18 protein-coding genes and 1 pseudogene are annotated in these 23,554 nt (G+C 71.1%); 9 read left to right on the top strand and 10 right to left on the bottom strand.

Annotated features, from left to right (window positions below):
* Positions 1-5 precede the first annotated feature (5 nt).
* On the top strand, positions 6-1,283 hold the full coding sequence (locus AB0H32_RS19495) for an ABC transporter substrate-binding protein (RefSeq protein WP_361121721.1): 1,278 nt from the start codon (positions 6-8) through the stop codon (positions 1,281-1,283).
* 80 nt (positions 1,284-1,363) lie between these two features.
* Here AB0H32_RS19495 and AB0H32_RS19490 read toward each other — a convergent pair whose 3' ends face one another.
* Positions 1,364-2,833 carry an SDR family oxidoreductase gene (locus AB0H32_RS19490; protein WP_361121719.1) on the bottom strand — a complete coding sequence of 490 codons (1,470 nt, stop codon included), beginning with the start codon at positions 2,831-2,833 and terminating at the stop codon, positions 1,364-1,366.
* Positions 2,834-3,052: 219 nt separating this feature from the next.
* On the opposite strand from AB0H32_RS19490, the gene AB0H32_RS19485 reads away from it, so the two are divergent.
* On the top strand, positions 3,053-4,258 hold the full coding sequence (locus AB0H32_RS19485) for a helix-turn-helix domain-containing protein (protein ID WP_361121716.1): 1,206 nt from the start codon (positions 3,053-3,055) through the stop codon (positions 4,256-4,258).
* Positions 4,259-4,277: 19 nt separating this feature from the next.
* On the opposite strand, the gene AB0H32_RS19480 is transcribed toward AB0H32_RS19485, so the two are convergent.
* Together AB0H32_RS19480 and AB0H32_RS19475 are read right to left on the bottom strand one after the other, a co-directional pair.
* Positions 4,278-5,894: a cation acetate symporter gene (locus AB0H32_RS19480; protein ID WP_361121713.1), complete on the bottom strand. Its 1,617-nt coding sequence runs from the start codon at positions 5,892-5,894 to the stop codon at positions 4,278-4,280.
* The gene (locus tag AB0H32_RS19475; RefSeq protein WP_361121710.1) at positions 5,891-6,433 is read right to left on the bottom strand and encodes a DUF485 domain-containing protein; all 543 of its coding nucleotides are present in this window, start codon (positions 6,431-6,433) and stop codon (positions 5,891-5,893) included. The genes AB0H32_RS19480 and AB0H32_RS19475 overlap by 4 nt, the downstream gene beginning before the upstream one ends.
* Positions 6,434-6,710: 277 nt before the next feature.
* Between AB0H32_RS19475 and AB0H32_RS19470 the strand changes: the two genes are divergently transcribed.
* The 4 genes from AB0H32_RS19470 to AB0H32_RS19455 all read left to right on the top strand — a co-directional run bounded on the left by AB0H32_RS19470 (position 6,711) and on the right by AB0H32_RS19455 (position 11,393).
* On the top strand, positions 6,711-7,718 hold the full coding sequence (locus tag AB0H32_RS19470; RefSeq protein ID WP_361121707.1) for an NADP-dependent oxidoreductase: 1,008 nt from the start codon (positions 6,711-6,713) through the stop codon (positions 7,716-7,718).
* Complete coding sequence (locus tag AB0H32_RS19465; RefSeq protein ID WP_361121705.1) at positions 7,715-8,521, top strand: SDR family NAD(P)-dependent oxidoreductase; 807 nt, start codon at positions 7,715-7,717, stop codon at positions 8,519-8,521. Before AB0H32_RS19470 ends, AB0H32_RS19465 begins: the two co-directional genes overlap by 4 nt.
* A gap of 452 nt (positions 8,522-8,973) precedes the next feature.
* Entirely contained in the window at positions 8,974-10,977 is a 2,004-nt protein-coding gene (locus AB0H32_RS19460) for a nitrate- and nitrite sensing domain-containing protein (protein WP_361121702.1), read from the top strand.
* Positions 10,974-11,393: a roadblock/LC7 domain-containing protein gene (locus tag AB0H32_RS19455; protein WP_361121699.1), complete on the top strand. Its 420-nt coding sequence runs from the start codon at positions 10,974-10,976 to the stop codon at positions 11,391-11,393. Before AB0H32_RS19460 ends, AB0H32_RS19455 begins: the two co-directional genes overlap by 4 nt.
* A gap of 85 nt (positions 11,394-11,478) precedes the next feature.
* Here the strand turns inward: AB0H32_RS19455 and AB0H32_RS19450 are convergent, their stop codons facing one another.
* Positions 11,479-13,521, bottom strand: a complete 2,043-nt coding sequence (locus AB0H32_RS19450) for a SpoIIE family protein phosphatase (protein WP_361121802.1) — start codon at positions 13,519-13,521, stop codon at positions 11,479-11,481.
* Positions 13,522-13,929: 408 nt separating this feature from the next.
* Here AB0H32_RS19450 and AB0H32_RS19445 point away from each other — a divergent pair, with 408 nt between their 5' ends.
* The gene (locus AB0H32_RS19445) at positions 13,930-14,850 is read left to right on the top strand and encodes an MBL fold metallo-hydrolase (protein ID WP_361121696.1); all 921 of its coding nucleotides are present in this window, start codon (positions 13,930-13,932) and stop codon (positions 14,848-14,850) included.
* A gap of 109 nt (positions 14,851-14,959) precedes the next feature.
* Here the strand turns inward: AB0H32_RS19445 and AB0H32_RS19440 are convergent, their stop codons facing one another.
* Positions 14,960-15,919 (bottom strand): sigma factor-like helix-turn-helix DNA-binding protein, encoded by a 960-nt coding sequence (locus AB0H32_RS19440; protein ID WP_361121693.1) that lies wholly within the window; start codon positions 15,917-15,919, stop codon positions 14,960-14,962.
* A gap of 188 nt (positions 15,920-16,107) precedes the next feature.
* Between AB0H32_RS19440 and AB0H32_RS19435 the strand changes: the two genes are divergently transcribed.
* Positions 16,108-16,806, top strand: coding sequence for an SDR family oxidoreductase (locus tag AB0H32_RS19435; protein WP_361121691.1), 699 nt, complete (start codon positions 16,108-16,110; stop codon positions 16,804-16,806).
* Between the two features lie 28 nt (positions 16,807-16,834).
* Here the strand turns inward: AB0H32_RS19435 and AB0H32_RS19430 are convergent.
* The 5 genes and pseudogenes from AB0H32_RS19430 to AB0H32_RS19410 form a co-directional block, all read right to left on the bottom strand.
* A pseudogene (locus AB0H32_RS19430) lies at positions 16,835-16,928 on the bottom strand.
* A gap of 125 nt (positions 16,929-17,053) precedes the next feature.
* Positions 17,054-18,073 (bottom strand): ketoacyl-ACP synthase III family protein, encoded by a 1,020-nt coding sequence (locus AB0H32_RS19425; RefSeq protein ID WP_361121688.1) that lies wholly within the window; start codon positions 18,071-18,073, stop codon positions 17,054-17,056.
* Positions 18,070-18,723 (bottom strand): SRPBCC family protein, encoded by a 654-nt coding sequence (locus AB0H32_RS19420; protein WP_361121685.1) that lies wholly within the window; start codon positions 18,721-18,723, stop codon positions 18,070-18,072. The genes AB0H32_RS19425 and AB0H32_RS19420 overlap by 4 nt, the downstream gene beginning before the upstream one ends.
* On the bottom strand, positions 18,695-20,491 hold the full coding sequence (locus AB0H32_RS19415) for a thiamine pyrophosphate-binding protein (RefSeq protein ID WP_361121682.1): 1,797 nt from the start codon (positions 20,489-20,491) through the stop codon (positions 18,695-18,697). Before AB0H32_RS19415 ends, AB0H32_RS19420 begins: the two co-directional genes overlap by 29 nt.
* Positions 20,488-21,504: a GlxA family transcriptional regulator gene (locus AB0H32_RS19410; RefSeq protein ID WP_361121679.1), complete on the bottom strand. Its 1,017-nt coding sequence runs from the start codon at positions 21,502-21,504 to the stop codon at positions 20,488-20,490. The genes AB0H32_RS19415 and AB0H32_RS19410 overlap by 4 nt, the downstream gene beginning before the upstream one ends.
* A gap of 462 nt (positions 21,505-21,966) precedes the next feature.
* Between AB0H32_RS19410 and AB0H32_RS19405 the strand changes: the two genes are divergently transcribed.
* Positions 21,967-23,097, top strand: coding sequence for a sulfite oxidase (locus tag AB0H32_RS19405; protein WP_361121676.1), 1,131 nt, complete (start codon positions 21,967-21,969; stop codon positions 23,095-23,097).
* The last annotated feature ends 457 nt before the right edge of the window (positions 23,098-23,554 follow it).

The raw sequence follows: 23,554 nt of genomic DNA, 5'->3' as shown, positions 1-23,554 counted from the left end.
ATCACATGCGCAAGACGACCGCTCTGCGGGCGGCCGCGGCCGTGACCGCCGCCCTGCTCACCGCGACCGCCTGCAGCAGCAGGCGAGGACAGGACGGCCAGGACACCGCCGCCGGCGGCGCGTGCAAGGGCCAGCAGACCACCGGCATCACCGACAGGACCATCAAGCTGGGCGGGATCTACCCGCTGTCAGGACCCGCGTCCGCGTACGGCACGATCAGCAAGGGCGTGGCCGCCTACTTCAAGTACGTCAACGGCAAGGGCGGCATAGACGGCCGCAGGGTGCAGTTCATCGTCCGCGACGACGGCTACCAGCCGCCCAAGGCGGTCGAGGAGGCCCGCAGACTCGTCGAGCAGGAGAAGGTCTTCGCCGTCTTCCAGACCCTGGGCACCCCGTCCACGGCGGCCGTGTGGGACTACCTGAACAAGCAGAAGGTGCCGCAGCCCTTCGTCGCCACGGGTGCCTCCGTCTGGGGCACGGACGACACGCATCCCTGGACGATCGGGTGGCAGCCCAACTACGTGGCCGAGGCCCGGGTGTACGCCAAGTACCTCAAGGACGAGCGGCACAAGGCCAGGGTCGCGGTCCTCTACCAGAACGACGACTTCGGCAAGGACCTGCTCGGCGGGTTCAAGAAGGCCGTCGCCGGCAGCGGCATCAAGGTGGTCGCCGAGGAGAGCTACGAGGTCACCGACCCGTCCGTGTCGGCACAGATGGCGAGTCTCTCCCGCTCCAGGGCGGACGTGCTGCTGGACGTCACCACTCCCAAGTTCGCCAGCCAGGCCCTCGCCGCCGACGCCGGGAACACCGAGTGGAACCCGCTGCACATCGTGAACAACGTGGCCTCGTCCGCCGCCGTGCTCCGGCCCGTCGGGTTCAAGCACGTACAGGGCGTGGTCTCGGCGACCTACTTCAAGGACCCCGCCGACCCGCAGTGGGCGAACGACCCCGCGATGAAGACCTACAGGAACGCCCTGCACAAGTACGCCCCCGACGCCGACCCGGCCAACCAGTTCAACGCCTACGGCTGGGCCGTCGCCAGCAGCCTGCACCAGGCCCTGGACGCGATGAAGTGCCCGACCAGGGAAGGGCTGCGGGACGCCGTGCGCAGCCTGAAGGACGTGAAGGTGGGCCTGCTGCTGCCCGGTGTCACCATGTCCACGGGCCCCGGCGACGCCTTCCCGCTCGAGACGATGCAGCTGATGCGGTTCAAGGGCGAGCGGTGGCAGTTGTTCGGCAAGCCGGTGGACACCCGCAAGGAGTTCGGCCCGCTGACGAAGTGAGCGGCGGGGGCGGTCCCCGGTCGATGCCCCGACCCCTGGGGACCGCCCTCACCCCGCGCAGCGGACAGGTGCCCACGTGCTCAGACGGCGTTCAGCCCTCCGTCCACCACCAGGCTCTGCCCGGTGATGTAGGAGGCGCGGTCGGAGAGCAGGAAGGTGACGGCTTCGGCCACCTCCCAGGCGGTGCCCTGGCGTCCGAGCGGTATGCGGGTGAACGAGGCGGAGCGCGACCCCCGCCGGGACGAGGCCTCACGGCCCATCGGGGTGTCGATCAGGCCTGGGACGACCAGGTTGGCGCGGATCCCGCGCGGTGCACCCTCCTTGGCGACATGGCGGGTGAGACCGAACAGGCCCGCCTTGGAACTGTCGTAGGCGGGCGAGTCGGTGGCCGCGCGCAGCCCGGCCACGGAACCGACGAAGACGATCGAGCCCCCGTCGGCGATCGCCGGCAACCCGTACTTGGCGGCGAGGAAGGGAGCGCTCAGGTTCAGCGAGAGCACGCGTTCCCACTGCTGCGGTGAGGTGTCCGCCAGGCCCGCGCCGAGGCCGATGCCGACGTTGACCACGAGCGCGTCGAGCGCGCCGAGTTCGCGAAGGGCCTCGGCGACCATGGCCGCGGACTGGACGGGATCCGTGGCGTCACCGACCACGGGCAGGGCACGGGCTCCCTCCTCACCGGCCAGGGCTGCGGTGGCCGCTGCGGCGGTGGGGGAGACGTCGGCGCAGGCCACGGAGGCTCCCTCGCGGGCGGCGAGCACGGCCACCGCCCGCCCGTTGCCCACCGGGGCCTTCGGATCGTCGCTGGGGCGGGTGCCCGCGCCGACGACCAGTACGCTCCGGCCGGTCAGGAGGCCGACCGGGTGGGTCACGGTGTGCCGGGGCTCAGGCATCGCCGTGTTCTCCTGCCGCCGCGTCCGCGTCCGCGCCCCCACCGCGCCGGCTCCGGTGGGCGTGGGCAGGGTTTCCGTCTCGTAGCCGGGCTCGAGCCGGGTACCGGCGGAGTTCAGGAAGAACGCGACCATGTGGTACTGACCCACGAGCATGGTGATTTCGATCAGCTGTGCCTCGTCGTGATCGGCGGCGAGTGCGGACCAGGTGGCTGCGGACAGGCGTGCGTCCCGGTGCAGTTCGTCGGCGGCACGCAGCAGACGGGCGTCGGCCGGTGTCCACCCCCGGGCGTCCGGGCCCGCGCCGACCCGCCTGATCTCCTCGTCGGTGACCCCGGCGTCCCTGGCCAACGGTACGTGCCGCCCCCATTCGTAACCGGCCCGCGTGTTGCACGCGGCGCGCAGGATCAGCAGTTCCCGGGTCCGGTCCGGCAGCCGGCCCCCGCGCAGCAGATGGCTGCCGAACGGCAGGAAGCGCTGGAAGAGGCCCGGGTGCCGCACCAAGGTGGTGAAGACGTTGGCGAGGCGGCCGTCGGCATCCCGGGGAATCGGGGCGAGCAGCTCCCGGGTGGAGCGGTCCCAGCCGTCCTCGGGCAGTGGCGCGAGGCGGGGGCCGGTGTCTGCGGTGGCGTGGTGGGGTCGTTGATGGTGTTCGTCGGTCACAGCGGTCTCCGCACTGTTCGTCGGGGTGGGACGGTGGCACGAGGGCAGGTGTGAGCACGGTCGGCCGGCGCCTTGCTGCGCGCGCCGACGGGCTCCTTCCGCCGTCCCAACTGTGCTTTCGAGGGCGGGGGGTTGTCGACGGCTCCCCGGCCAAGGCCGGAGGTCGGCATATTGTTCAGGTGCACAACGGCCGGTGCCCAAGGGGCGGAGGTGAGGTCCATGCCCGGACAGCCGGGCGCGACGGTGCCCCTCGAACGGGTCATCGCCGCGATGGCCGCGCAGCAGGGTCACGTGGGCGGGCGGTTGCACGCGGATCTGGTGGACCACATCCCGTCCTACCGCGCGGTCCCACGCGAACTCCTCGACCAGATCTGGCACCGTCACTTCCAGCGGGCTCTCACGGTGGTACGCGAGGGGACGGTGCCCGCGCCGGAGGACTTCGACGAAGCCGATGTGGCCCGGGACCGGGCCGCCCGGGGCATGGCGCTCGGCGACGGGCTCCGCGCCTTCCGCCGGGCGCTGAGCGCGATACGGGATCTGTTCATCGCCGAGGCGACCGAACGCGGGCTGGACCCCGGCCTCGTCGTCGACCGCACCAGGTGCCTGTGGGAGCTCGCGGACGTCGCGAGCCTGCGGATCACCGCCGTCCACCGGCAGGCGGAGGTCGCCGCAGCCCTGTCCGACGCCCGCCGCCGCGCCGACTTCCTGCGCGGACTGCTCCACGGGACGCTGAGCGCCGCGGAGATCCACAGCGGTGCGGCGATCCACGGGCTGGACCCGTCACGGCCGTACCGGGCCATCAGAGCCGTCCCGGACGGCGACGTCGGTCCGGACGCACTGGACCGCTCCCTGGAGTCCCACGGCCGCCGGGGTGGCCGAGGCGCGCTGCTCACCGTGCTGGACGAGGCGGTCGCCGGAGTCGTCGAGGCAAGGCCGGAGACCGGCGACCTGGAAGTGACCGCAGGGCTGGGCCCGCCGACGGACCTGGCCGCGATGGACCGCTCGTTCCGCGCCGCCTGCAGGCTGCTGCAAGCCGCCCGTGCCTACGGTCTGCGCGGCGTGTACGACCTGAGCGACCTGTCCTGGCGGGTGGCGGTCGTCGCCGAACCGGAACTCGCCGAGTTGCTGCTCGACCGCTATCTGCGCCCCCTGGAGGCGGAGGGGGAGTTCGGTGCCCTCATCGAGGAGTCGGTGAGGGGTTACCTGGAGAGGGGACGGCACATCCGCGAAGTCGCCCGCAGCGCGCACGTCCATGTCAACACCGTCCGCTACCGGCTGCGCCGTTTCGAGGAGCTCACCGGCACCAGCCTGGACGCGCCGGACACCGCGGTGGAACTCGGCTGGGCCCTGGCGGCGCGCGAGCTGGTGACAGCTTCACGCGGCACTGGGCGGACTACGACGAGGGCAGCGAGGCCGCCTGCGTAGTCCGCCTCCGCCGATGCGGTCATTCGGCTGCGGCGAGCAGCCGGGCCTCGCTCTCCTCGTACAGTCGCCGGTTCTCGCGGCTGTCGGCGGGGCGGCGCCGGTGGTCCCAGAGGCTGCCCAGCCAACCCATCAGGTAGCCGAACGGGATGGAGACAAGTCCGGTGGACTGCATGGGGAACAGGTCGAAGTCGGCGTGCGGGAAGACGGCGGCCGGCGTGCCCGAAACGGCCTTGGAGAACGCCATGAGCAGCAGCGCGCAGGCCGCGCCGCCGTAGAGGGTGGCGAGCAGGCCGGTACGCGTGAATCCTCGCCAGAACAGGGAGTAGGTGAGCGCGGGTGCCACCGCCGACGCCCCTATGCAGACGGCCAGAGTGGTCAGCACGGCGACGTCCCAGTTCTGGACCAGGGTGGAGAGCCCGATGGCAACGGTTCCCACGGCCACGCTCGTCCACGCCGCCACCGTCATCTCCGTGCGCGGCCGGGCCTGTCCCCGCCGCGCCGCATGGGCGAACAGGTCGTGGGCGAGCGACGAGGCCGCGGCCAGGGTCATCCCCGCGACCGACGACAGCAGGGTGATGAACACCATGCCCGCCACGGCCGAGTAGAGAATCGTCGAGCCTGCGGAGTCGGAGGCTCCGCCGAGCATCTGCGACAGCATGAGCACCGAGGTCCTGCCGTGCGGGTCGGCCGCGGTGATGTACCGCGATCCCACCAGCGCTGCCGCGCCCGTACCCATGATGATCACGAGCAGGCAGAACGTGGTGACCGTGCCGACCGCCCACGACATGGAGCGACGCACGGCGGGCACGTCCTGGGCGGAGTACAGACGCATCGTGATGTGGGGCAGGCAGGCGACGCCGAGGACCACGGTGACCTGGAGACCGACGAAGTCCAGCCGGTCCATGGCCGAGGTGCCCAGCTGAAGGCCCTGCTGCAGGAAGGCGGGGCCCGCGCCGCTGCCGTGCTGGGCCGCCCTGAGGAGGTCTCCGGGGCTCCAGTCGAAGCGGTTCAGTACCAGGGCGGCGACGACGACGCTGGTGCCGAGCAGGAGCACGATCTTGATCATCTGAATGAGCGCGGTGCCCCGCATACCGCCGAGCGCCGCGTAAATGATCATCAGGCTGCCGACGATGACGATGCACGCCGTCCTGGCGCCCGCCACGTGCGGGATGTTGAGGATGAAGGTGAGCAGTGACCCGGCCCCGGAGAGCTGGACGACCAGGAAGGGCAGGGTCGCCGTCAGCGTCACCACGCAGGCGGCGACCCGCACGGCCCGCCCGGGCACGGTGCGGGCCAGGACGTCGCCCATGGTGAACCTGCCGGCGTTGCGCAGGGGTTCGGCCAGCAGGAACATCAGCAGCACCAGGGACAGGGCCGTGCTGACCGCGAGCACATAGCCGTCGTATCCGGCGAGCGCGATGATGCCCGTGGTGCTCAGCACCGTGGCCGCGGAGATGTAGTCACCCGCGATCGCCAGGCCGTTCTTGAACGGGGTGAGCGAGCGGTAGCCGGTGTAGAAGTTCGTCAGGTCGTCGCGGTCCGGTCCCGCCATCACGCACATCAGCAGCGTGACGGTGACCAGCGTGGTGAACAGGATCAGGACGGTCGCCTGCGTCCCGGAGCTGAAGTCGTTCATCGCGCCATCCCCGCGTTCCGGCCGACGGGGACCGCCCGCTCCCTGACGGTGCGGGCCAGCGGATCCACCGAGCGTTGTGCGCTGCGTCCGTACCAGAAGACGGCCGCGAAGGTGACGACGAGCTGGAGGACCCCCAGGGCCATTCCCAGGCTCAGCTCTCCGGCGATCTTGGCCCCCATCAGGCCGGGCGCATAGCAGGACAGCACGACATACAGCACGAAGGAGCCGAGCGCGGCGAGCGTGGAGATCCGGCGGAGCAGGCGGTAGGCCGAGCGCAGTGCGGCGAGGTCGCCACCGTGCCGATCGGTCTCGGGCACGTACGGTTCGTGCCGGAATTCCTGCCCGTACGGTTCGTACGAAAAGGTGTCGTATCCGTGCGAGCTGCCCTGCGGGGCGTAGCGTCCGTACGACTCCTGCCAGGGATCCCGCTCGTGCGACGTGCGCCGAGGGGTGTGGCCGTAGGGATCGGCCTGCGGCTGCGGCCATCCCTGCCCTGCCGGTGGCGGGTGCGGGTACGGGTTGTCGTCGGGGTGTGTCATCGCAGGGCCTTCCGGTGCAGCTCGGACGCGTGGGAGGTGGGCGGCGCAGCCCGGGTGTGGCCGCGCACGATACCGACTGGTTGGAATGCCTGATAAGCCTGTCGAGTGTCACGTTTCGAGTTCGATGCGGCATCCGGTCGACAGCTGTCGCTCGACGAGCGGCACCCCCCGGACCGTAGGACCCTGGACGCGTGGATGACTTATGGGTAATGTCACACCCGCTCGCGTACCTACTGGTCGGTATGGTCGCGGGGAGCCGCGAACGACAGGAGGCGCGATGTCCGTGACCAACCACCAGATCCGTCTGGCAGCCCGCCCCGTGGGCGACGTGAAGCCCGAAGACTGGGAGCACCGTTCAGAACCCCTCGGGGAACCGGGCCCGGGCCTGTTCACGGGCCGGACGCGCGTCATCTCCCTGGATCCGGCCATGCGGGGCTGGCTGGACGACCGCCCCTCCTACCTGCCGCCGGTGGGTATCGGGGAGGTGATGCGCGCCGGATCGGTCGTCGAGGTCACCGCATCCAACCACCCCGGCTTTCAGCCGGGTGATCACGTGGTCGGCACGTTCGGCGTGCAGGAGTACGTGGTCTCCGACGGCCGGGGCGCGATGAAGATCGACACCTCGCTCGCCCCGCCCTCGACCTACCTGGGAGCGCTGGGCATGCCCGGCATGACCGCCTACTTCGGCCTGCTGGACGTCGGCGCGCTGAAGGACGGCGAGACCGTCGTGGTGTCCGGGGCCGCCGGTGCGGTCGGCACCATCGTGGGTCAGATCGCGAAGGCCAAGGGCTGCCGGGTCGTGGGCATCGCCGGCGGACCGGAGAAGTGCGCGTTGCTCACCGGCGAACTCGGATTCGACGCAGCGATCGACTACCGGGCCGAGGACGTCAGGAAGGCGCTGCGCGAGCACGCCCCCGACGGCATAGACGTCTACTTCGACAACGTCGGAGGGGACATCCTCGATGCCGCCCTGACCCGGCTGGCGATGCACGCGCGCGTCGTGGTCTGCGGTGCGATCAGTCAGTACAACAACGCCACCCCGGTCAAGGGCCCCTCGAACTACCTCTCGCTGCTGGTGCGCCGTGCCCGGATGGAGGGCTTCGTCGTCTTCGACTACGCCAAGCGCTACGCGGAGGCGGCCCAGGAGATCTCCGCCTGGATCGGCGCCGGCCGCATCAAGGTCAAGGAACATGTGGTGAGGGGCACCGTGGACGACTTCCCCGAGACGCTGCAGATGCTCTTCCGTGGCGAGAACGTCGGCAAGCTCGTGCTGGAGCTGGCGTGACCGCCGCCGAGAGCGGGGCCGCAGCCCTGCAGGGAGAGCAGAGCGAGGGCACCGGGCTGCAGGGGAAGGTGGCGATCGTCACCGGCGCTGCCAGCGGACTGGGCCGGGCCACGGCGCTGGCACTGGCGAGGGCGGGGGCACACGTGGTCGTCGCGGACCTCGACGCGCGGGGCGGCCGGGAAGTGGCCGACCTGGTCGACGGCCACTTCCACGCCTGTGACGTCTCCGACCTCGACGCCAACCGCGCGCTGGTGGACTTCACCCAGGAGCTGCACGGCGGTGTCGACATCGCGGTGCTCAACGCGGGCGTGGCGACCGGATGCGGCGTCGGCGAGGATTTCGACCTGGCGCGCTACCGCCGGGCGATGGGGGCCAACCTCGACGGCGTGGTCTTCGGCACCCACGCCGTGCTGCCCGCGCTGCGGGCCCGTGGCGGAGGATCGATCGTGGCGACCGCGTCCCTGGCGGGCCTGGCGGCGGTGCCGCTCGATCCGCTGTATGCGGCCAACAAGCACGCGGTCGTGGGACTCGCCCGCTCCCTGGGTCCGGCTCTCGCGCCGGAGAACGTGCGCTTCAACGCGGTCTGCCCGGGGTACGCGGAGTCGCGGATCATCGACCAGCTGCGCGGCATGCTCTCCGAGCACGGTGTACCGGTCATCCCGGCCGAGGTCGTCGCGGACACGGTGCTGCGGATCCTCACCGGTGACGGCACCGGGGAGTGCTGGTTCATCCAGGACGGCCGCGAACCGGAGCCGTTCCGCTTCCGCCGCGTTCCCGGCCCGGGCAAGCCCGTCGGCGTCTGAGACGCTTCCGGGGTGGGTCCAGGGAACGACGGGGCCCACCCCCCCACCGCCGTCTGGAACCGGCTCGAACGGTCACCGGTCACTTCGGTCAATCACGAAAGACGCACCCCGGAAGCAGCCCCGACCCTCTGGTGCCGGGCAGGTCCTCCGTCGCCGTGGTGATGCGGGTGATGAGTGAGCCGATCAGCGGCCGGCGTCCGACACCAGCTGCCCTGTCAGCAGCTGTCACAGTCTCCCGGCCGGAGGTGTGAGGGCGGCGCAACCGAACTTCCCACATGCCTAACAGGTCGGAAACCGGCGGCTGCGGTGGTCGGGCTAGCTTCGTGACCATGAGGGTGTGGACGCCACTACAGACGGCGCTCGGCAGGCTCGGCACAGTCGGCAAGAGCGCGTTAGGCCGCGGCAGTTCGGGGCGCCAGCACCGTGGCCGAACGTCTCCCGGCCGTCGGCCGATGCCTGGCTGGCGCAGCATCAGGGGCCGGGTGGCGGTGGTCATCACCGTCCCGATCTGCCTGCTGCTGGCAGTGGCCGGTCTCATGGTGAACGGCCGCGCCGAGGCCCTCTCGGACGCCCGGACGACCCGTACCGAGGTCGGCCTCAGCTTGCGCATCCAGGCCCTGGTGCACCAGCTGCAACGCGAACGCGGGCTGACCAACGGCCTGTTGGGGGGCGAGGCGGATTTCCGTCCACCGCTCGCCGCCACGCGCAAGCGCGTCGACACGGCGCTGCGCGCAATGCGCCGCGAAAGAACCGTCGAGGATGTCGTCCATCGGCACCTGCAGCACCTCGGCGACGTCCGGGCCGCCACCGACACGGACACCGCGGACCGGGCCGCGACCCTGGCGTTCTACACCACCGCCGTCGACGCCCTCAACGCCGTCGACCCGGTGGCCGGGACCGCGGCCGGCGCCGACCGCCGGCTGCGCAACGGGTTGGAGGCGTTGCGGGAACTGGCCGTGGCGAAGGAGTCGGTCGCTCTCGAACGCGGGCTCCTCAACGGCGTGTTCGCCGAAGGCGGCTTTCACGGCCGTGAGTACCTCACCTTCACCGAGGTACGTGCCACGCGTGTCGCCGCCCTCGCCCGGTTCCGGCAGGTCGCCACCGCACCCCAGCGCGCGGCCCTGAACAAGGCCTTCGGCACCAAGCACGCCGAACGCTCCACCGCCTACGAGAACCGGGCGGAAGGCGCCGCCGACGGCTCCGCGCTGCACGCCGATGCCGGCGCCTGGTGGGACGCGATGACCGTCCTCGTCGACGATCTGTACGCCGTCCAGCAGTCGGTCGGTGACGACGTACGGGATCGGGCCGATCGGCTCAGCCGCGACGCCGAGGCGGGCCTCGCCGCCTCTCTCGGCGCAGGACTGCTCATCGCCGCCCTCGTCGCGGGCCTCGCCGCCTTTGCCTCCCGATCCCTCACGCGCCCGCTCGGTGCGCTCGCCGAGGCCGCCCACGAGGTGGCGCGGCACCGGCTGCCCGCAACGGTCGCCCGTATCCAGCAGTCCCCGCAGGACCATGCGGAGCTCCTCCTGCCGGGGGACGTCCCGGACAGTCCCGATGCACAGCCGCTGGGCGGGGCGGTGGAGATCGTCGAGGTAGCGGCGTCCCTGCACCAGGTGGAACGCACCGCCCTCCACCTGGCTGCCCAGCAGGCCGGCCTGCGTCGCAACACCACCGAATCGCTCGCCAATCTCGGCCGCCGCAACCAGAACCTCTTGCGTCGTCAGCTCGGCCTCATCACCCGTCTGGAACGGCAGGAACTCGATCCGGACGCCCTCGCCGAGCTCTTCGAGCTCGACCACCTCGCCACCCGTATGCGGCGCAACGCCGAGAACCTTCTGGTCCTGGCCGGGCAGAACCCGCCGCAGCCCACGGCGGCAACCGCCGACGGCCTGGAAGTCGTCCAGTCCGCCGTTGCCGAGGTGGAGCAGTACCGGAGGGTGCTGATCGCGGCCGTGGAGCCGGTGCGGGTGCGCGGGTACGCCGTCGCCGACGTCGCCCACCTCCTTGCCGAACTCATCGAGAACGGGCTGACGTTCTCGCCGCCGACCGAACCGGTCGAGGTGCACGGCTGGTACGACACCGAGGACGACACGTACTGCTTCGCCGTCGTCGACCACGGCATCGGCATGTCCGAAGCCGACAAGGAACGCGCCCACGCCCGCTTCTCCGACATCGGTGAAGAGGCCTTCCTCGCCGCGCCCACGCGGTTCCTCGGCCACCTCGTCGTCGGCCGACTCGCCCGCCGCCTCGGTGAAGGCACCCAGGTCCACCTCTTCGACACCACCGGCGGCGGCCTGTCCGCACTCCTTGCCCTCCCCGGGCGCCTGCTCGCCCCCGCGGACGGCCCCTCCCTTCCACCCCCGCCCGCCCGGCCCGCCGTCTCCGGCCTGCTCAACGGTTTCAGAGCAGGTGTTGCTCGTGCCGAGGCCCGACGCACACAAGGAGCGTCATCGTGACCACCGCCGTTCAGAGTTTCGGCTGGCTCATCTCGGAGTTCGTACGCACCGCCGACGGCGTCACCGATGCCGTCGCCGTCTCCTCCGACGGCCTGCTCATGGCCTCCTCGGACAGCCTCGGCCGAGATCGCGCCGACCATCTCGCCGCCGTAGTCTCCGGCATCACCAGCCTCGCCCAGAACGCGTCGACGGCACACGGCTTCCACGGCATGAAGCTCGTCATGATCGAGATGCTCGGTGGCTTCCTCATGGTGGGCCGCATCCGCGACGGCAGTTGCCTCGGCGTCCTGGCCGCAGAGGGGTGCGACGTCGGTCTGGTCGGCTATGAAATGGCCGTTCTCGCCGACCGCGCCGGAGAACTGCTCACCCCGCAACTGGTACGCGAACTCCACTCGGCTCCCCTGGCCGCGAGGTAGGTACGGCGCACTCCGGCCGCCTGCGTCCCAGGCCGCTGCCGATGCCGCACGACAGCCTGGCCCCCGGCCGCGCCCCACCTCTGTCTCACTCGGACACTGTTGGTGACGGTGTGCACGACTCGGGTGCGAAGGGTCCTGCGCGGGCGATGAGCAGGGCGACATCGTCGTGGTTGTCGGGGTGCCGGAGCCCGTCGAGGAGGCGGTCGCAGGTTTCCTCCAAGGCACCGTCGGGCGCGTCGAGGAGACGGAGGAGGCTGTCGAGGCGTCCGTCGATGGAGTGGTGGCGGGTCTCGACCAGTCCGTCGGTGTAGAGAACCAGCTGGTCGCCGAGGCTGAAGGCCAGAGTGGTCGTTTCGAACGGGACACCGCCGACTCCGAGCGGGACGCCGCTGGGCAGGTCGAGGAGTCGAGGGTGCTCGCTGCTGCGGACGAGGACGGGCGGCAGGTGCCCGGCGTTGGCGATGTGGCACACACCGCGGTGGGGATCGTAGACGGCATACACGCAAGTGGCGATGTACTGCTCCAGCCTGGAGGTGATCGAGTCGAGCTGTTCGAGGATGCGGGCGGGGTCGAGGTTGAGGTCGGCGAAGGCGGCGGTGGCGGTGCGCAGGCGTCCCATGGCGGCGGCGGCGTCTATGCCGCTGCCCATGACGTCGCCCACGACGAGCGCCGTCCTGTCGCCGCCGAGCGGGAGCACGTCGTACCAGTCGCCGCCGACCTCGTAGGCCGCCTGTGCGGGCCGGTACCGGCAGGCGACCTCCAGGCCGGGCAGGCCGGGCGGGGCGGTCGGGAGCAGGCTGCGCTGCAGGGTCTCGGCCGCGTTGCGCACGCTCTGGTGCGCGCGGGCGTTGTCGATGCACACCGCGGCGCGGGAGGCCAGCTCGACGGCGATGGCGAGGTCGTCCTCGTCGAAGGGCCGTGGATCCCGGGCGCGGGTCAGCCCCAGGAAACCGAGGACGGTGCCTCGGGCGGTGAGAGGGACGGCCATGTAGGAATGCACCCCGGCACGGGCGAGCAGCAGGGCCGCGTGCTCGTTGCGGGCGATGCGTGACAGGTCGTTCCCGTCGGCGTGGGTGATCAGGACGGGCCGGCCGGTGCGCACGCAACGGGTGGCCACACGGTCGGCGTCGTAGGCGGCGATCTGGCCGGGCGCATCGGCGGCCTTCATCGCTTCGGTGGGGTAGGCGGCCTCCACCGCGAGGGCGCGGAAGAGGGCGGGGCCGCGGTCGGAGGCGGGGCGGTGTTCGTCGAGGACGGAGTCGAGCACGTCGACGGCGGCCAGGTCGGCGAACTCGGGAACGGTGACCTCCGCCAGCTCCCGGGCCGTCTGGTCGACCTCCAGGGTGGTGCCGATGCGCGCGGAGCCGTCGGCGATCAGTGCCAGGCGCCGTCTCGTCTGGCTGGCCTGCATGGCAGACCGGTAGCGGTCAGTGACGTCCAGCACCAGTTCGGCCACTCCCAGAACCCGCCCCTGGATGTCCTCCAAGCGGTACACCGAGACCGACCAGGCATGCGGGTGCCCGGGATCGGCCGAGGTGGGGCTCAGGACGGTGGCCTGGTCCACCAGGGAGATCCCGGTCTCCAGGACCTGCCGCATCGCGGCCTCGGGCACCTCGAATCTCGCGTCCTGCATGATCTCGCGGTAGTGACGGCCGAGGTGCTCATGTGCGGGAAGGCCGTGGATCTCCTCGAGAGCGGGGTTGACGGCCAGGTACCGCAGAGCGGTGTCGAAAATCGCGATCCCGATGGGGGACTGGGAGATCAGCCGCGTGGAGAACGCGACATCGCGCTCCACCTGGCGCAGCCGGAGCGAGTCGGTACCGAGCCCGAGGGCGTAGAAGTCACCGTGGTCGTCCAGCAGCCGCATGTTGCGCAGCTCCACCAGCCGCGTGCCGCCGTCCTTGCACCGGACGGGAAACGTGCCGCCCCAGCTCCGGCCGGTCTCCATGACCTGGGCGAACTTGGTGATCACCCACTCCCATTGCTCTTCGTGAACGAGCAGCTGTGCGGCGTACTGCCCGAGCGCCTCCTCGGCGGAGTAGCCGTACAGCTCCTCGGCCTGCGGACTCCACAGAACGATCCGCCCCTCGGCGTCCAGCAGCACCGCCGCGACACCGAGGAGGTCCATCAGCCCGCTCGGCTGTGACGGCTCGTCCCCCGGCCGGCGGGTATCCGCCCAGCCGTGGTCCGCGAAAGACCATCCGGCTTCGCTCATCGCAGGCACCCCTTTCGCCGGCCGACGCCACACGGGGCCGTCCGCCGGCCTGGGAGCCGCGCCTGTCCGCATCGGCAGGCGCTTCGACTTCCATGGTCCCCCTGGTTCTCCGGACAACACATCCTGGTCCATGGGGCGCGCCCACCTCTTCGGCCGACGGGTCCGCGGGTTCGGGGGCGGCTGCGCGTGCGGCCACCCTGCCGGCTCGCGCAAGGGCGGTTGTCCGCTGGTGGTGCACACGTCATCGCATCCTCGTGGTGGTGGCCGCGACCGTGGCAGCCCCACGTCGTCCAGCCGCGTGCCACAGGTCAGGATGCAGGCATGAGAATGCCTGCCGGTCACCCGAGCCTGCGCCCCTATCTGCCGTACAAGCAGCCCCGCATGACGAGCGATGACGGGCTGGTCGCCCATTTCCTCGGCACCAGTTCCGTTCTCCTGTCGGACGGGGAGACCTCCGTGCTCAGCGACGGATTCGTCACCCGGCCGGGGCTGCTGCGCGTCGCCCTGGGCAGGATCGCGCCCGACCCGTCTCTCGTGCGCGCCGCCGTCGACCGACTGCGGGTGAGGAATCTGGCCGCCGTGGTCTGCGCCCACTCCCACTACGATCACGCCCTCGATGCGCCGGTGTGGTCCCTGGAGACCGGTGCGGAGCTGGTCGGATCGCCCTCCACCGCGAACATCGGCCGCGGACTGGGAGTGCCGGAGTCGTCCTTGCGCGTGGTCGCGGACGGGGAGACCGTCTCCTACGGCCGCTTCGACCTCACCTTCCTGGACTCCGTGCACAGCCCCGGTGACCACTATCCGGGCACCGTCGACCAGCCCCTTGTGCCACCGGCCCGCGCCGGCGCATGGAAGACCGGCACCGCCTACAGCGTGCTCGTCTCCCATCCGGCAGGCCGCATCCTGCTGCACGCCAGTGCCAACTTCCGCCCCGGCGCCCTGCGGGGCCGGCCCGTCGACGTCGTCTACCTCGGCATCGGCAACCTGGGCAGACAGCCGACCGAGTTCCTGCGTACGTACTGGGACGAGGTCGTGACCGCGACCGGGGCCCGCCGGGTCGTCCTGGTGCACTGGGACGACTTCTTCGTCGGTCTGCACCGGCCCCTGCGGCCCATGCCCTACTTCCTGGACGACATCGACGCCACGATGAGCCGACTGTTGCCCCTGGCCCGCCGCGACGGTGTCGACGTCGTCCTGCCCGTCGCCTGGCAACCGAGCGCCCCTCTAGCCGACCTCGCGTGAACCGATCCCGCACGGTGTGCGCCAGAGCCCGGCTGCCGGTGTCCGGACAGCTCATCGCGACGTCTCACCCGACGGTGGCCCGCCCCCGAAGGCCGTTCGACGACTGGTCCTAGGCGTCCCGCTCGACCGTGGACAGCTTGTCCGGGTTGGTGACCAGGTAGATCTCGCGGACCTGGTCACCCTCCGGGGCGAGGTCCATGACCATCACCCCGTGCGGGGAGCCGTTCTCGAAGACCACCACGGACGCGTCACCGTTGACGTCCCGGTGCTGGAACTCCAGCCCGGCCGGTGTGCGCGACGCGTACCCGGTCAGCGCGCGGGCCACCTTGTCCCGCCCCCGGATCGGCCGGGGCGCCGCCTGGGCCTTGCCCCCGCCGTCGGTCCACAGCGTGGCGTCCGGCGCCAGGATCTCCAGCAGGGCACCGAGATCGCCGCCGAGCGCCGCGGCGACGAACCGCTCGGTGACCTGCCGACGGACCCGCGGGTGGGCCCGGTACCGGGGGCGGCGCGCCTGCACATGCCCACGGGCGCGGTGCGCGAGCTGCCGCACGGCAGCAGGGGTGCGGCCGAGGATGTCCGCGATCTCGGTGTGGGCGTACCCGAACACCTCGTGCAGGACGAACACCGCCCGCTCCAGCGGGGTCAGGGTTTCCAGGACGACCAGCAGCGCCAGCGACACCGACTCGGTGCGTGCAGCCAGGTCCGCGGAGTCGGCCCCGCCGTCCGTGATCAGGGGTTCCGGAAGCCAGGGCCCGACGTAGGTCTCCTGCCGCCTCGCGATGCCCGCCCGGCGCGCGAGCGCATGCCGCACGGTGATCCGCACCAGGTAGGCGCGGGGGCGTTCGATCGCGGGCGCGGGGTCGGCACCCGCACCGTCCTGCCTCCCGCCGTCCGGCACGGTCGCGCGTGCCGTCCTGCCGGACCAGGACAGCCAGGTCTCCTGGAGCACGTCCTCGCTGTCGGTGACGGTGCCCAGGATGTTGTACGCGATGGCGAACAGCAGCTCACGGTGGTCGAGGAACACCTGCGTCGCGGTGTCCGCATCCGTGCGCACCCGGTCGTCGGCCATGACATCTCCTCACAACGGCTCCCTACCCAGAGGTGCCGCGCCCCGGCAGTGTGACGTCCCGCGGCCCGTGTGTGCCGCATGTCTCATCGCGGGCCGACGATGTCACACCGGCCGTTTCCCGGTCCCTCTCCACCGGCATGGCACGCACCTCGGCCCCGAGGACTGCGGCAAGGAGAGAGGAGATCCCCGTGAAACTCGTCGTCTTCGGAGCGAACGGGCCCACCGGACGCCAGGTCACGCGGCAGGCGATCGCCGCAGGCCACACGGTTACCGCGGTGACCCGCCAGCCCGGTGCCTTCCCGATCACCCATGCCCGGCTGCACGTCGAGGAGGCGGACGTGCTGGACCGGACGGCGGTCGAGCGTGTGGTGGCCGGGCAGGAGGCCGTGATCTCCACCCTTGGAGTCCCCTACGGCCGCGCCCCCGTCACCGTGTACTCGACCGGCATCGCCCACATCACCGGGGCCATGACCGGGCATCGGGTGTCCCGTCTGGTGTGCGTGACCTCGACCGTCCTGTTCGACGTGCCGGCACCCGGCGAAGGGCTGCTGTTCCGGAAGGTGGTCGAGCCGTTCTTCGTGCGGTTCATGGGGCGCACGGTCTACGCGGACATGCGGCGCATGGAGGAGATCGTGCGGGACAGCGGTCACGCCTGGACGATCGTCCGGCCCGGCGGCCTCTTCGACACGGACCGGGTGAGCGACTACCGGATCGGCACCGCCCGGCTGACGGGGCGCTTCACCGCACGCGCCGACCTCGCGCACGCACTCGTGCGTGAGGCCGGCACCGACACTCATGTACACACCTGCCTGGACGTACGCACCACCGAAGGCGCTCCGACCTTCCTCGACCTCATCAGGAAGGAGGCGTTCGGCCGGGGCGACTGATCCGTCGCGTCCCGCCGCCCTGCAGCTGCGGAGAGGGCAGGATTCGAACCTGCGTGGGCCGTGAAGGCCCGACCTCGAGGCGTGCTCGCTGGTCCCCGATCAACCACTCCGGGCACCTCTCCCTGATCCCGGCGTCCGGTTTCCCGTGCCGTTCACAGGAAGACAGTGACAGGAGGGGCTGACATCACCCTGACGGACCGCCGGCAGGAGGCTGAGCCGTCCCGGTCGCCCGCGGCCACGGAGCCGGTCATCCCCGCCCGCCGTGCCAGCGGATGGCGGCGGCACCGGCGAAGTCGCCCGCGTGGGCGAATCCCGCCAGCACCACCAGGTCACCGTCCTTCACCCGACCCGAGCGGACCGCGCGGTTCAAGGTGACCGGGATGGCCGCTCCGAAGAGGTTCCCGTACTGGTCGAAGGTGTTCAGGTGCCGTTCGGGAGGCAGTTGCAGCGCCTCCTCCCAGTTCCGCAGGAAGGTGCGGTTGGGCTGGTTGGTGATGAGGACGTCGATGTCACCGGTCGCCACGCCGAGCCGTCGGCACAGGTCCGTGACGGCCTCCGGAACGAGGCGGTTGCCGCGTGCCAGGACCTTGGCGACGCTGGAGTCGGTGAACCCGATACGCAACTGGGACTCTCCCGGCTCCCAGTACTTGCGGCCGTCGTCGACCGCCACGGTCATCTCCCCGGCATGCTCGCCGAGGTGCCGGGTCTCCACGCCGAGGACCGGGGTGTCGGACGATCTCGTGACGTACCCGACGCCGCAGCCGTCGCCCGGAACGGCCGCCTGGGCGAGCCTGCGCACCTCGGACTGCGTGAACCACTGGCCTGCGGCGCTTTGCGCGTTGCAGATCAGCGCGGTCCGCGCGTCGGTGGTGGTGAGGAGCTGCCGGGCCAGCTTCAGCATGTGGATGAAGGAGGCACAGCCCGCGTTGGCCACGTCGACGAGCCACTCCGGGTTCAGGCCCAACCGGCGTGCCACCTCGGTGCCGGCTCCCACGAACGGCAGGTCCGGCAGCTGGCTGTGCACCAACAACACGTCGACGCCTCGGATCGCGGCCCTGCCGTGCCGTTCGATCAGGGGTTGTACGGCACGCTCGACCATGTCCGCGTTGGTCTCGTCCGGGGCCACGTGATGCCGTAACGGCGGGACCTTGAACATGGGATGGTTGCGGAGCTTGTCCTCGGCTCCGGGGTAGTCGGTGTAGAACTCGGCGGGCACCGGATCGCCGGGGAGGTAGCCTGCGACGTCGGTGAGACTGACCGTGGTCACCGCTGTGCCGCCGTCGCCGGAGCCACGCAGACGGGCAGGCCGTTGCGGTGACGGTGTTCCAGGATGGCCTTGAGGTTGTTCATCTCCACCGTGTGCCCGGCGTAGAACAGGTCCCAGTAGTCGCCCACCCAGGGCCGGTCCGGGCGGGGGGCCGCGTCGGGGTGCGGGTTGGCGTCGTAGTAAGGGTGCCGGCAGTTGGTCCACGTGATGACCGATCCGGGCTTGTCGAGCACCAGGCGGGCCGGTACGACGCGCATCAGGTAGATCATCCACAGCTTCTCGCCCTGGTCCCAGGAGCAGTGGTAGTCCACGGTCATGGTCTCGGGGTGGGCGGCCACCCTGCAGTAGATCCTGGTGTCGTCCTCGAGCCGGTCGTGGCCGGCCCACAGGCCCGGTGTGCCGGTGGGTGCGAAGTCCCGCAGGCTGCAGGTCCACTCCTCCAGGTGGTGGCCCTGGCGCAGGTAGTCGTAGGCCGACTCCGGGGGGCAGTCGACGTACTCGTGGATGGTGCAGTACTGCCCGTAGACCTGATGGTGGGGGTAGACGGCGTGGGTGAGCTCCATGCAGTGGGCGGTCAGCTCCTCCTTGCCAGGGTTCTCGATCCGCATCAGGCCGGGGATGTCAGCCAACGTGGACGACTCCTCGCTCATCCGCATTCTCCTTTCTGCCGGGGTGTTCAGTGCGGTCGGGGTGTTCCGTGCCGTCGGTGGCCGTGGCGAAGGACTGGAAGGGAAGGAAGGGAGGGATCTCCTCCGGGTCGCAGTCCAGCGCGACGAACGCGGGGCCGCCGCTCGTGTTGGAGCGCAGCAGTGCCTTGCGCAACTGCGCCGCGTCGTCGGCTCCGGTGACGTCGAGAGAGGGGAAGGCAGCGGCCACTCCGGCGGCGAGGTCGGTCCGGCCGAACCGGTCGTCGGTGCGGATGCCGCCCTGGAGGAACTCCTCGCGCAGCGCGCACATGGCGTGGGCGTTGTTGTTGAAGACGACGAAGGTCACGGGTGCGGCGTACTCCACGGCGGTGTGCACTTCCATCCCGTGCATGAAGAAGGACCCGTCGCCGGCGAGTACGTAGGTGCGTCGCCCGGTGGCGAGGGCGGCGCCGATGCCCGCTCCGAAGGTGTAGCCCATGCCGCCCATGCCGACCGCCACCACGAAGCGGCCGCGGCGCGGTGCGGGCAGGAGATGGACCGCGCTGGCACCCGCGTTGCCGGCGTCCACGAACACGTGCGCACGCTGGGGAAGTGCTGCCTCCACCGCGGCGATCGCCTGGGCGTAGGGGACGGTTCGCCCACGGGCCTGAGGAACCCTGTCCGGCATGGTCGTGGGGAGGGGTCCGGCATGCTGCGGGCAGGCATGGGGGCGCGGCGGGAGCCGGCCGGTCACCGCGCGCAGCGCGTCCCGCAGGTCCCCGCCCAGTGCCGTGCCCGCAACGAACGGCGGTTCGGGACCGAGACACACGACTTCGGTGGCGGCCAGGGCCCGGTCGAGACCGGCCCGTGCCAGGAGCGGCAGCCGGGTCCCGGCCAGCAGGCACACGTCGGCCCGCCGCAGACACTCCTCGACATTGGCATGGCCCATCACCCCGGCCACGCCGGCGAACCGGGGATCACGGTTGTCGAAGACATCCTTGGCGTCGGGGGTGACCGCCACCCACGCCCCGAGGTTCCGGGCCAGTTCGGCCAGATCCGCACGCGCGTCCGCGGCGGCGACGCCTTCACCGGCGATGACCAGGACGCGGTCGGCCCCGCGAAGGATGTCCGACGCGGCGGTGAGGGCCGAGCTGTCGAGCCGTGGCGCCGATGGGGTCGACGCAGGCGTCGGCACGCCCGGTGTCGACGCCTGGCTGCGGACGGGCAACCGGATCCGTGCCTGCTGCACGTCCTTCGGCAGCAGCAGCACCGCCGGCCCCCGCGGGTCGGCCTGTGCCGCCGCCATCGCCCGGGGCAGCAACTCCACGAGCGAGTCCGCGTTTTCGACCCAGGCGCAGAACCGGGAGACCGGTGCGAAGACCTCCGCGACGTCGAAGGAACCCCCCTTGCCGCTGGAGTCCTGGAACGCCCCGTGGCCCGCCTGGCCGGTCGGCGGCTGGCCCACCAGGGCCAGCACGGGGACCCGGGAGGCGTAGGCCTCTGCCAGGCCCGGCACCAGATTCATCGCACCGCCGCCCGAGGTGGCCGCAACTACGCCGATGCGCCTGGTGGTTCGGGCGTATCCGTCGGCCATCGTGGTGGCGGAGAACTCGTGCTTGGCGACGACGCAGCGGACGGTGCCACCGCGGTGAACGGCGTCATACAGGTCCTCGATGTTCGCGCCGCCGACGCCGAACATGTGGCTCACGCCGGCCCTGGCGAGTTCCCCGGCCAGGTAGTCGACCAGGCGTATCGTTCCTGCCTCGGGTGTGTCCGAGGTCGGGGTGATCATGCGGGGCTCCTGTCCGTCTCATGGTGCCGGTCGATGAGGCCGGATGGCGAGATGACCTGAAAGCGGTGCCGGTACTCCCTCGGAGTGAGCCCCAGGGTCCGTCCGAAGGAGCGGAAGAACGTCTCGGGGGCCGCGAATCCGCAGCGGGCCGCGACCTGGCTGATCGTCAGGTCGGTGGTTTCCAGCAGCTCGCGCGCGCGGGAGATGCGGGTCCGCTCGACGTACTGGCCGGGTGTGGTGCCGACCTCGCGCCTGAAGACCCGGGCGAAGTTGCGCAGGCTCATGTTGGCCTGCTGGGCGATCTCGGCCAGGGGCAACGGGTTGTGCAGGTTGTCCAGGATCCACTCCTGCGCGGTCCGGATCGGCGGATGGTCGGCCAACTGGGCGTCGAGGACGGCGCTGAACTGGGACTGCCCGCCGTGCCGCTTCAGGAAGAGCACCAGAAACCGCGCCGTCTCCAGCGCGAGCGCCGCACCGTGATCGGCCTCCACCAGGGCCAGCGCCATGTCGATCCCGGTCGACACACCCGCTGACGTCACGAAGGGGCCGTCCCAGACGAAGATCGGCTCGGCGTCCACCGTCACGTTCGGATAGCGGCAGGCCATCGCCTCGCTGTACGCCCAGTGCGTGGTGGCGCGTCTGCCGTCCAGGAGGCCCGCCTCGGCCAGCAGAAAGGATCCGCCGCATACGGAGGCGACCCTGCGCGACCGCGCCGCTGCACGGCCGATCCAGGAGACCAGCGCCCGGTCCCGGAGCGCGTCGCCGAGACTCCATCCGCCCGGCACGAGAAGCGTGTCGATGGGGCCCCGCCCTGCCTCCAGCGGCGAGGCTCCCACGGTCACTCCTGAACTCGTGCGCACCAGTGGTGCGTCGGCGGAGACCAGGTCGATCCGGTAGGGAGCGCCCGACGGGGCGAGAAGCCGGTTGGCCGTGTCGAACACTTCCATCGGGCCGGTGATGTCCAAAGCCATCGCACCCGCGTACACCACCACAACAACACGTCGCTCCAACACGGTCACAGCCTGTATCGGGCAACACACTGGCTGCAATGACAGTTTATTGACGTATCCGGCCAACAGGCAGTGGTCGGATGCGGGAGCGGGGGGCTGGCCAGCCGGTTTGTGTGCGGAGACCGGCAGCGACGGGTGAGGCAACTCACAGGAAACCGGCTCGTGTTGCCGGACCGGCGGCCCGTTTCCCGCGGCATCCGGCTGACGGCCCGGGTCGGCCACGACCACGGTCGGCGGCAGGCCGGCTCGCCACACGCCGAGTCCCGGCCGACGCCGTGGGGCTGGTGGATCGCGGGACGGCCGGGTCCGCACACCGCCTGCGCCGGCCGTTGCCTGCGCCCGCGTGTGTCGCCGTCGGACGGAAGGAGCCCGCTGCGGCCGCCGCGAACCCCTGTGGCAGACCAAGATCATCCGCACCGTCCCACTGCCGGTGCGCGAGCGGTGGCGGAAGCGAATAATCGGACCATGGGGCGTCGACTTGCCGACGTGAGCACTCGCGCCCGCCTGGCTGCGCCCGGCGAGGGTCTGGGGCTGGACGAGCTGGCGCTGGCCGCCCGGAATCACGGTCTGCCGCTGGAGGCCATGCGCTACGACGTGACGCCGCCGGGCCTGCACTACGTTCTGACCCACTACGACATCCCCCATGTGGCGGACGAAGCTGCCTGGCAGCTGACAGTGAGCGGACGCGTGCGGCGCGTACTGACGCTCTCGATGGCTCAGCTGCGTACCCGTCCTGCGGTCACCACGCGGGTGACCCTGGAGTGCGCCGGCAACGGCAGAGCCCTGTTGTCGCCGAGGCCGGTGAGCCAGCCGTGGCTGGTCGAGGCGGTGGGCACGGCGGAGTGGACGGGGGTGCCCCTGCGCCTGCTCCTCGACGAGGCCGGTGTCATGCCGGACGCGGTCGACGTCGTCTTCACCGGCGCCGATCATGGTGTGGAGCGCGGTGTCGAGCAGGACTACGAGCGCAGTCTTCGCCTCGACGTCGCCACCTGCCACGACCCCGAGGTGCTCGTGGCCTACGCCATGAACGGAGCGCCCCTGCCACCGCAGCACGGCAGGCCCCTGCGTCTCGTGGTACCCGGTTGGTACGGCATGGCGCAGGTGAAGTGGCTGCACGGCATCACCGTCGTCGACACCCCCTTCACCGGCTTCCAGCAGTCCGTCGCCTACCGGATCAGGCAGGAGCCCGGGCAAGCGGGGGAGCCGGTCACCCGTATCGCTCCCCGGGCGCTCCTGATGCCGCCCGGCTTCCCCGACTTCATGTCCCGCACGCGCGTGGTCGCGCCTGGACCCGTACTCCTCGAAGGACGGGCGTGGTCGGGATGTGCCCCGGTGACGGCGGTGGAGGTCAGCACCGACGGGGGCGCGAGCTGGCACCCGGCCGAACTCGAACCGGATCACGGGCACCGTTGGGCCTGGCGCCGATGGTCCTGCACGTGGCTCGCCGCCCCCGGCGACCACGTTCTCGGCGCCCGCGCCCACGACGAGGCGGGGAACACCCAGCCCCTGGAACAGCCGTGGAACCGAGGCGGCCTTGCCAACAACCTCGTCCAGCGTGTTCGGGTGTTCTGCCCGGACCCCGCCGACACCGCATGACGGCCCGCAGGGGCGACGAGCTGTGCCGAGGACGCCGGCTCGCTCCCTGCGAAAGTGCCTCCGCGAACGGCGAGGAGGTCATCGGGCTCCCGCCCGCGGAGGCCACTCAGTGTCTGCGTACCACTGCCGGCTCGTGGCGGCGCAGGAACCGGATCGTGAGGGCGAAGCAGGCCGTCGCCCTGCCGAACAGCATGCTTGTGCCGGTCAGCCACTGACCGGGTGTGTGATGCCACAGAGGGGCGGTGTCCGAAGAGGCCGCCTTGTCCTGCGGGCCGAGAAGCCGGCCGAGACCGACGGTCACGCCTTCCGCCGCGACGGTTCAACGCGACGGCACCAGCCAGGCCACCTGTTCGGCACCCGGGCCCAGGCTGGGCCCGCGTCGGTGAACTTCACCCGGGCGTCGACCGTGGCCCCGACCCGGCCCTTCAGCTCCGCTCCCGACACCTGGAAGTCGGCC

Origin of the sequence: Streptomyces sp. NPDC020362 (genome assembly GCF_040642095.1) — a bacterium.
GTDB lineage: Bacteria > Actinomycetota > Actinomycetes > Streptomycetales > Streptomycetaceae > Streptomyces.
Note: the sequence above shows the minus strand (reverse complement) of the source record. Positions and strands in the feature narration are given on the sequence as shown.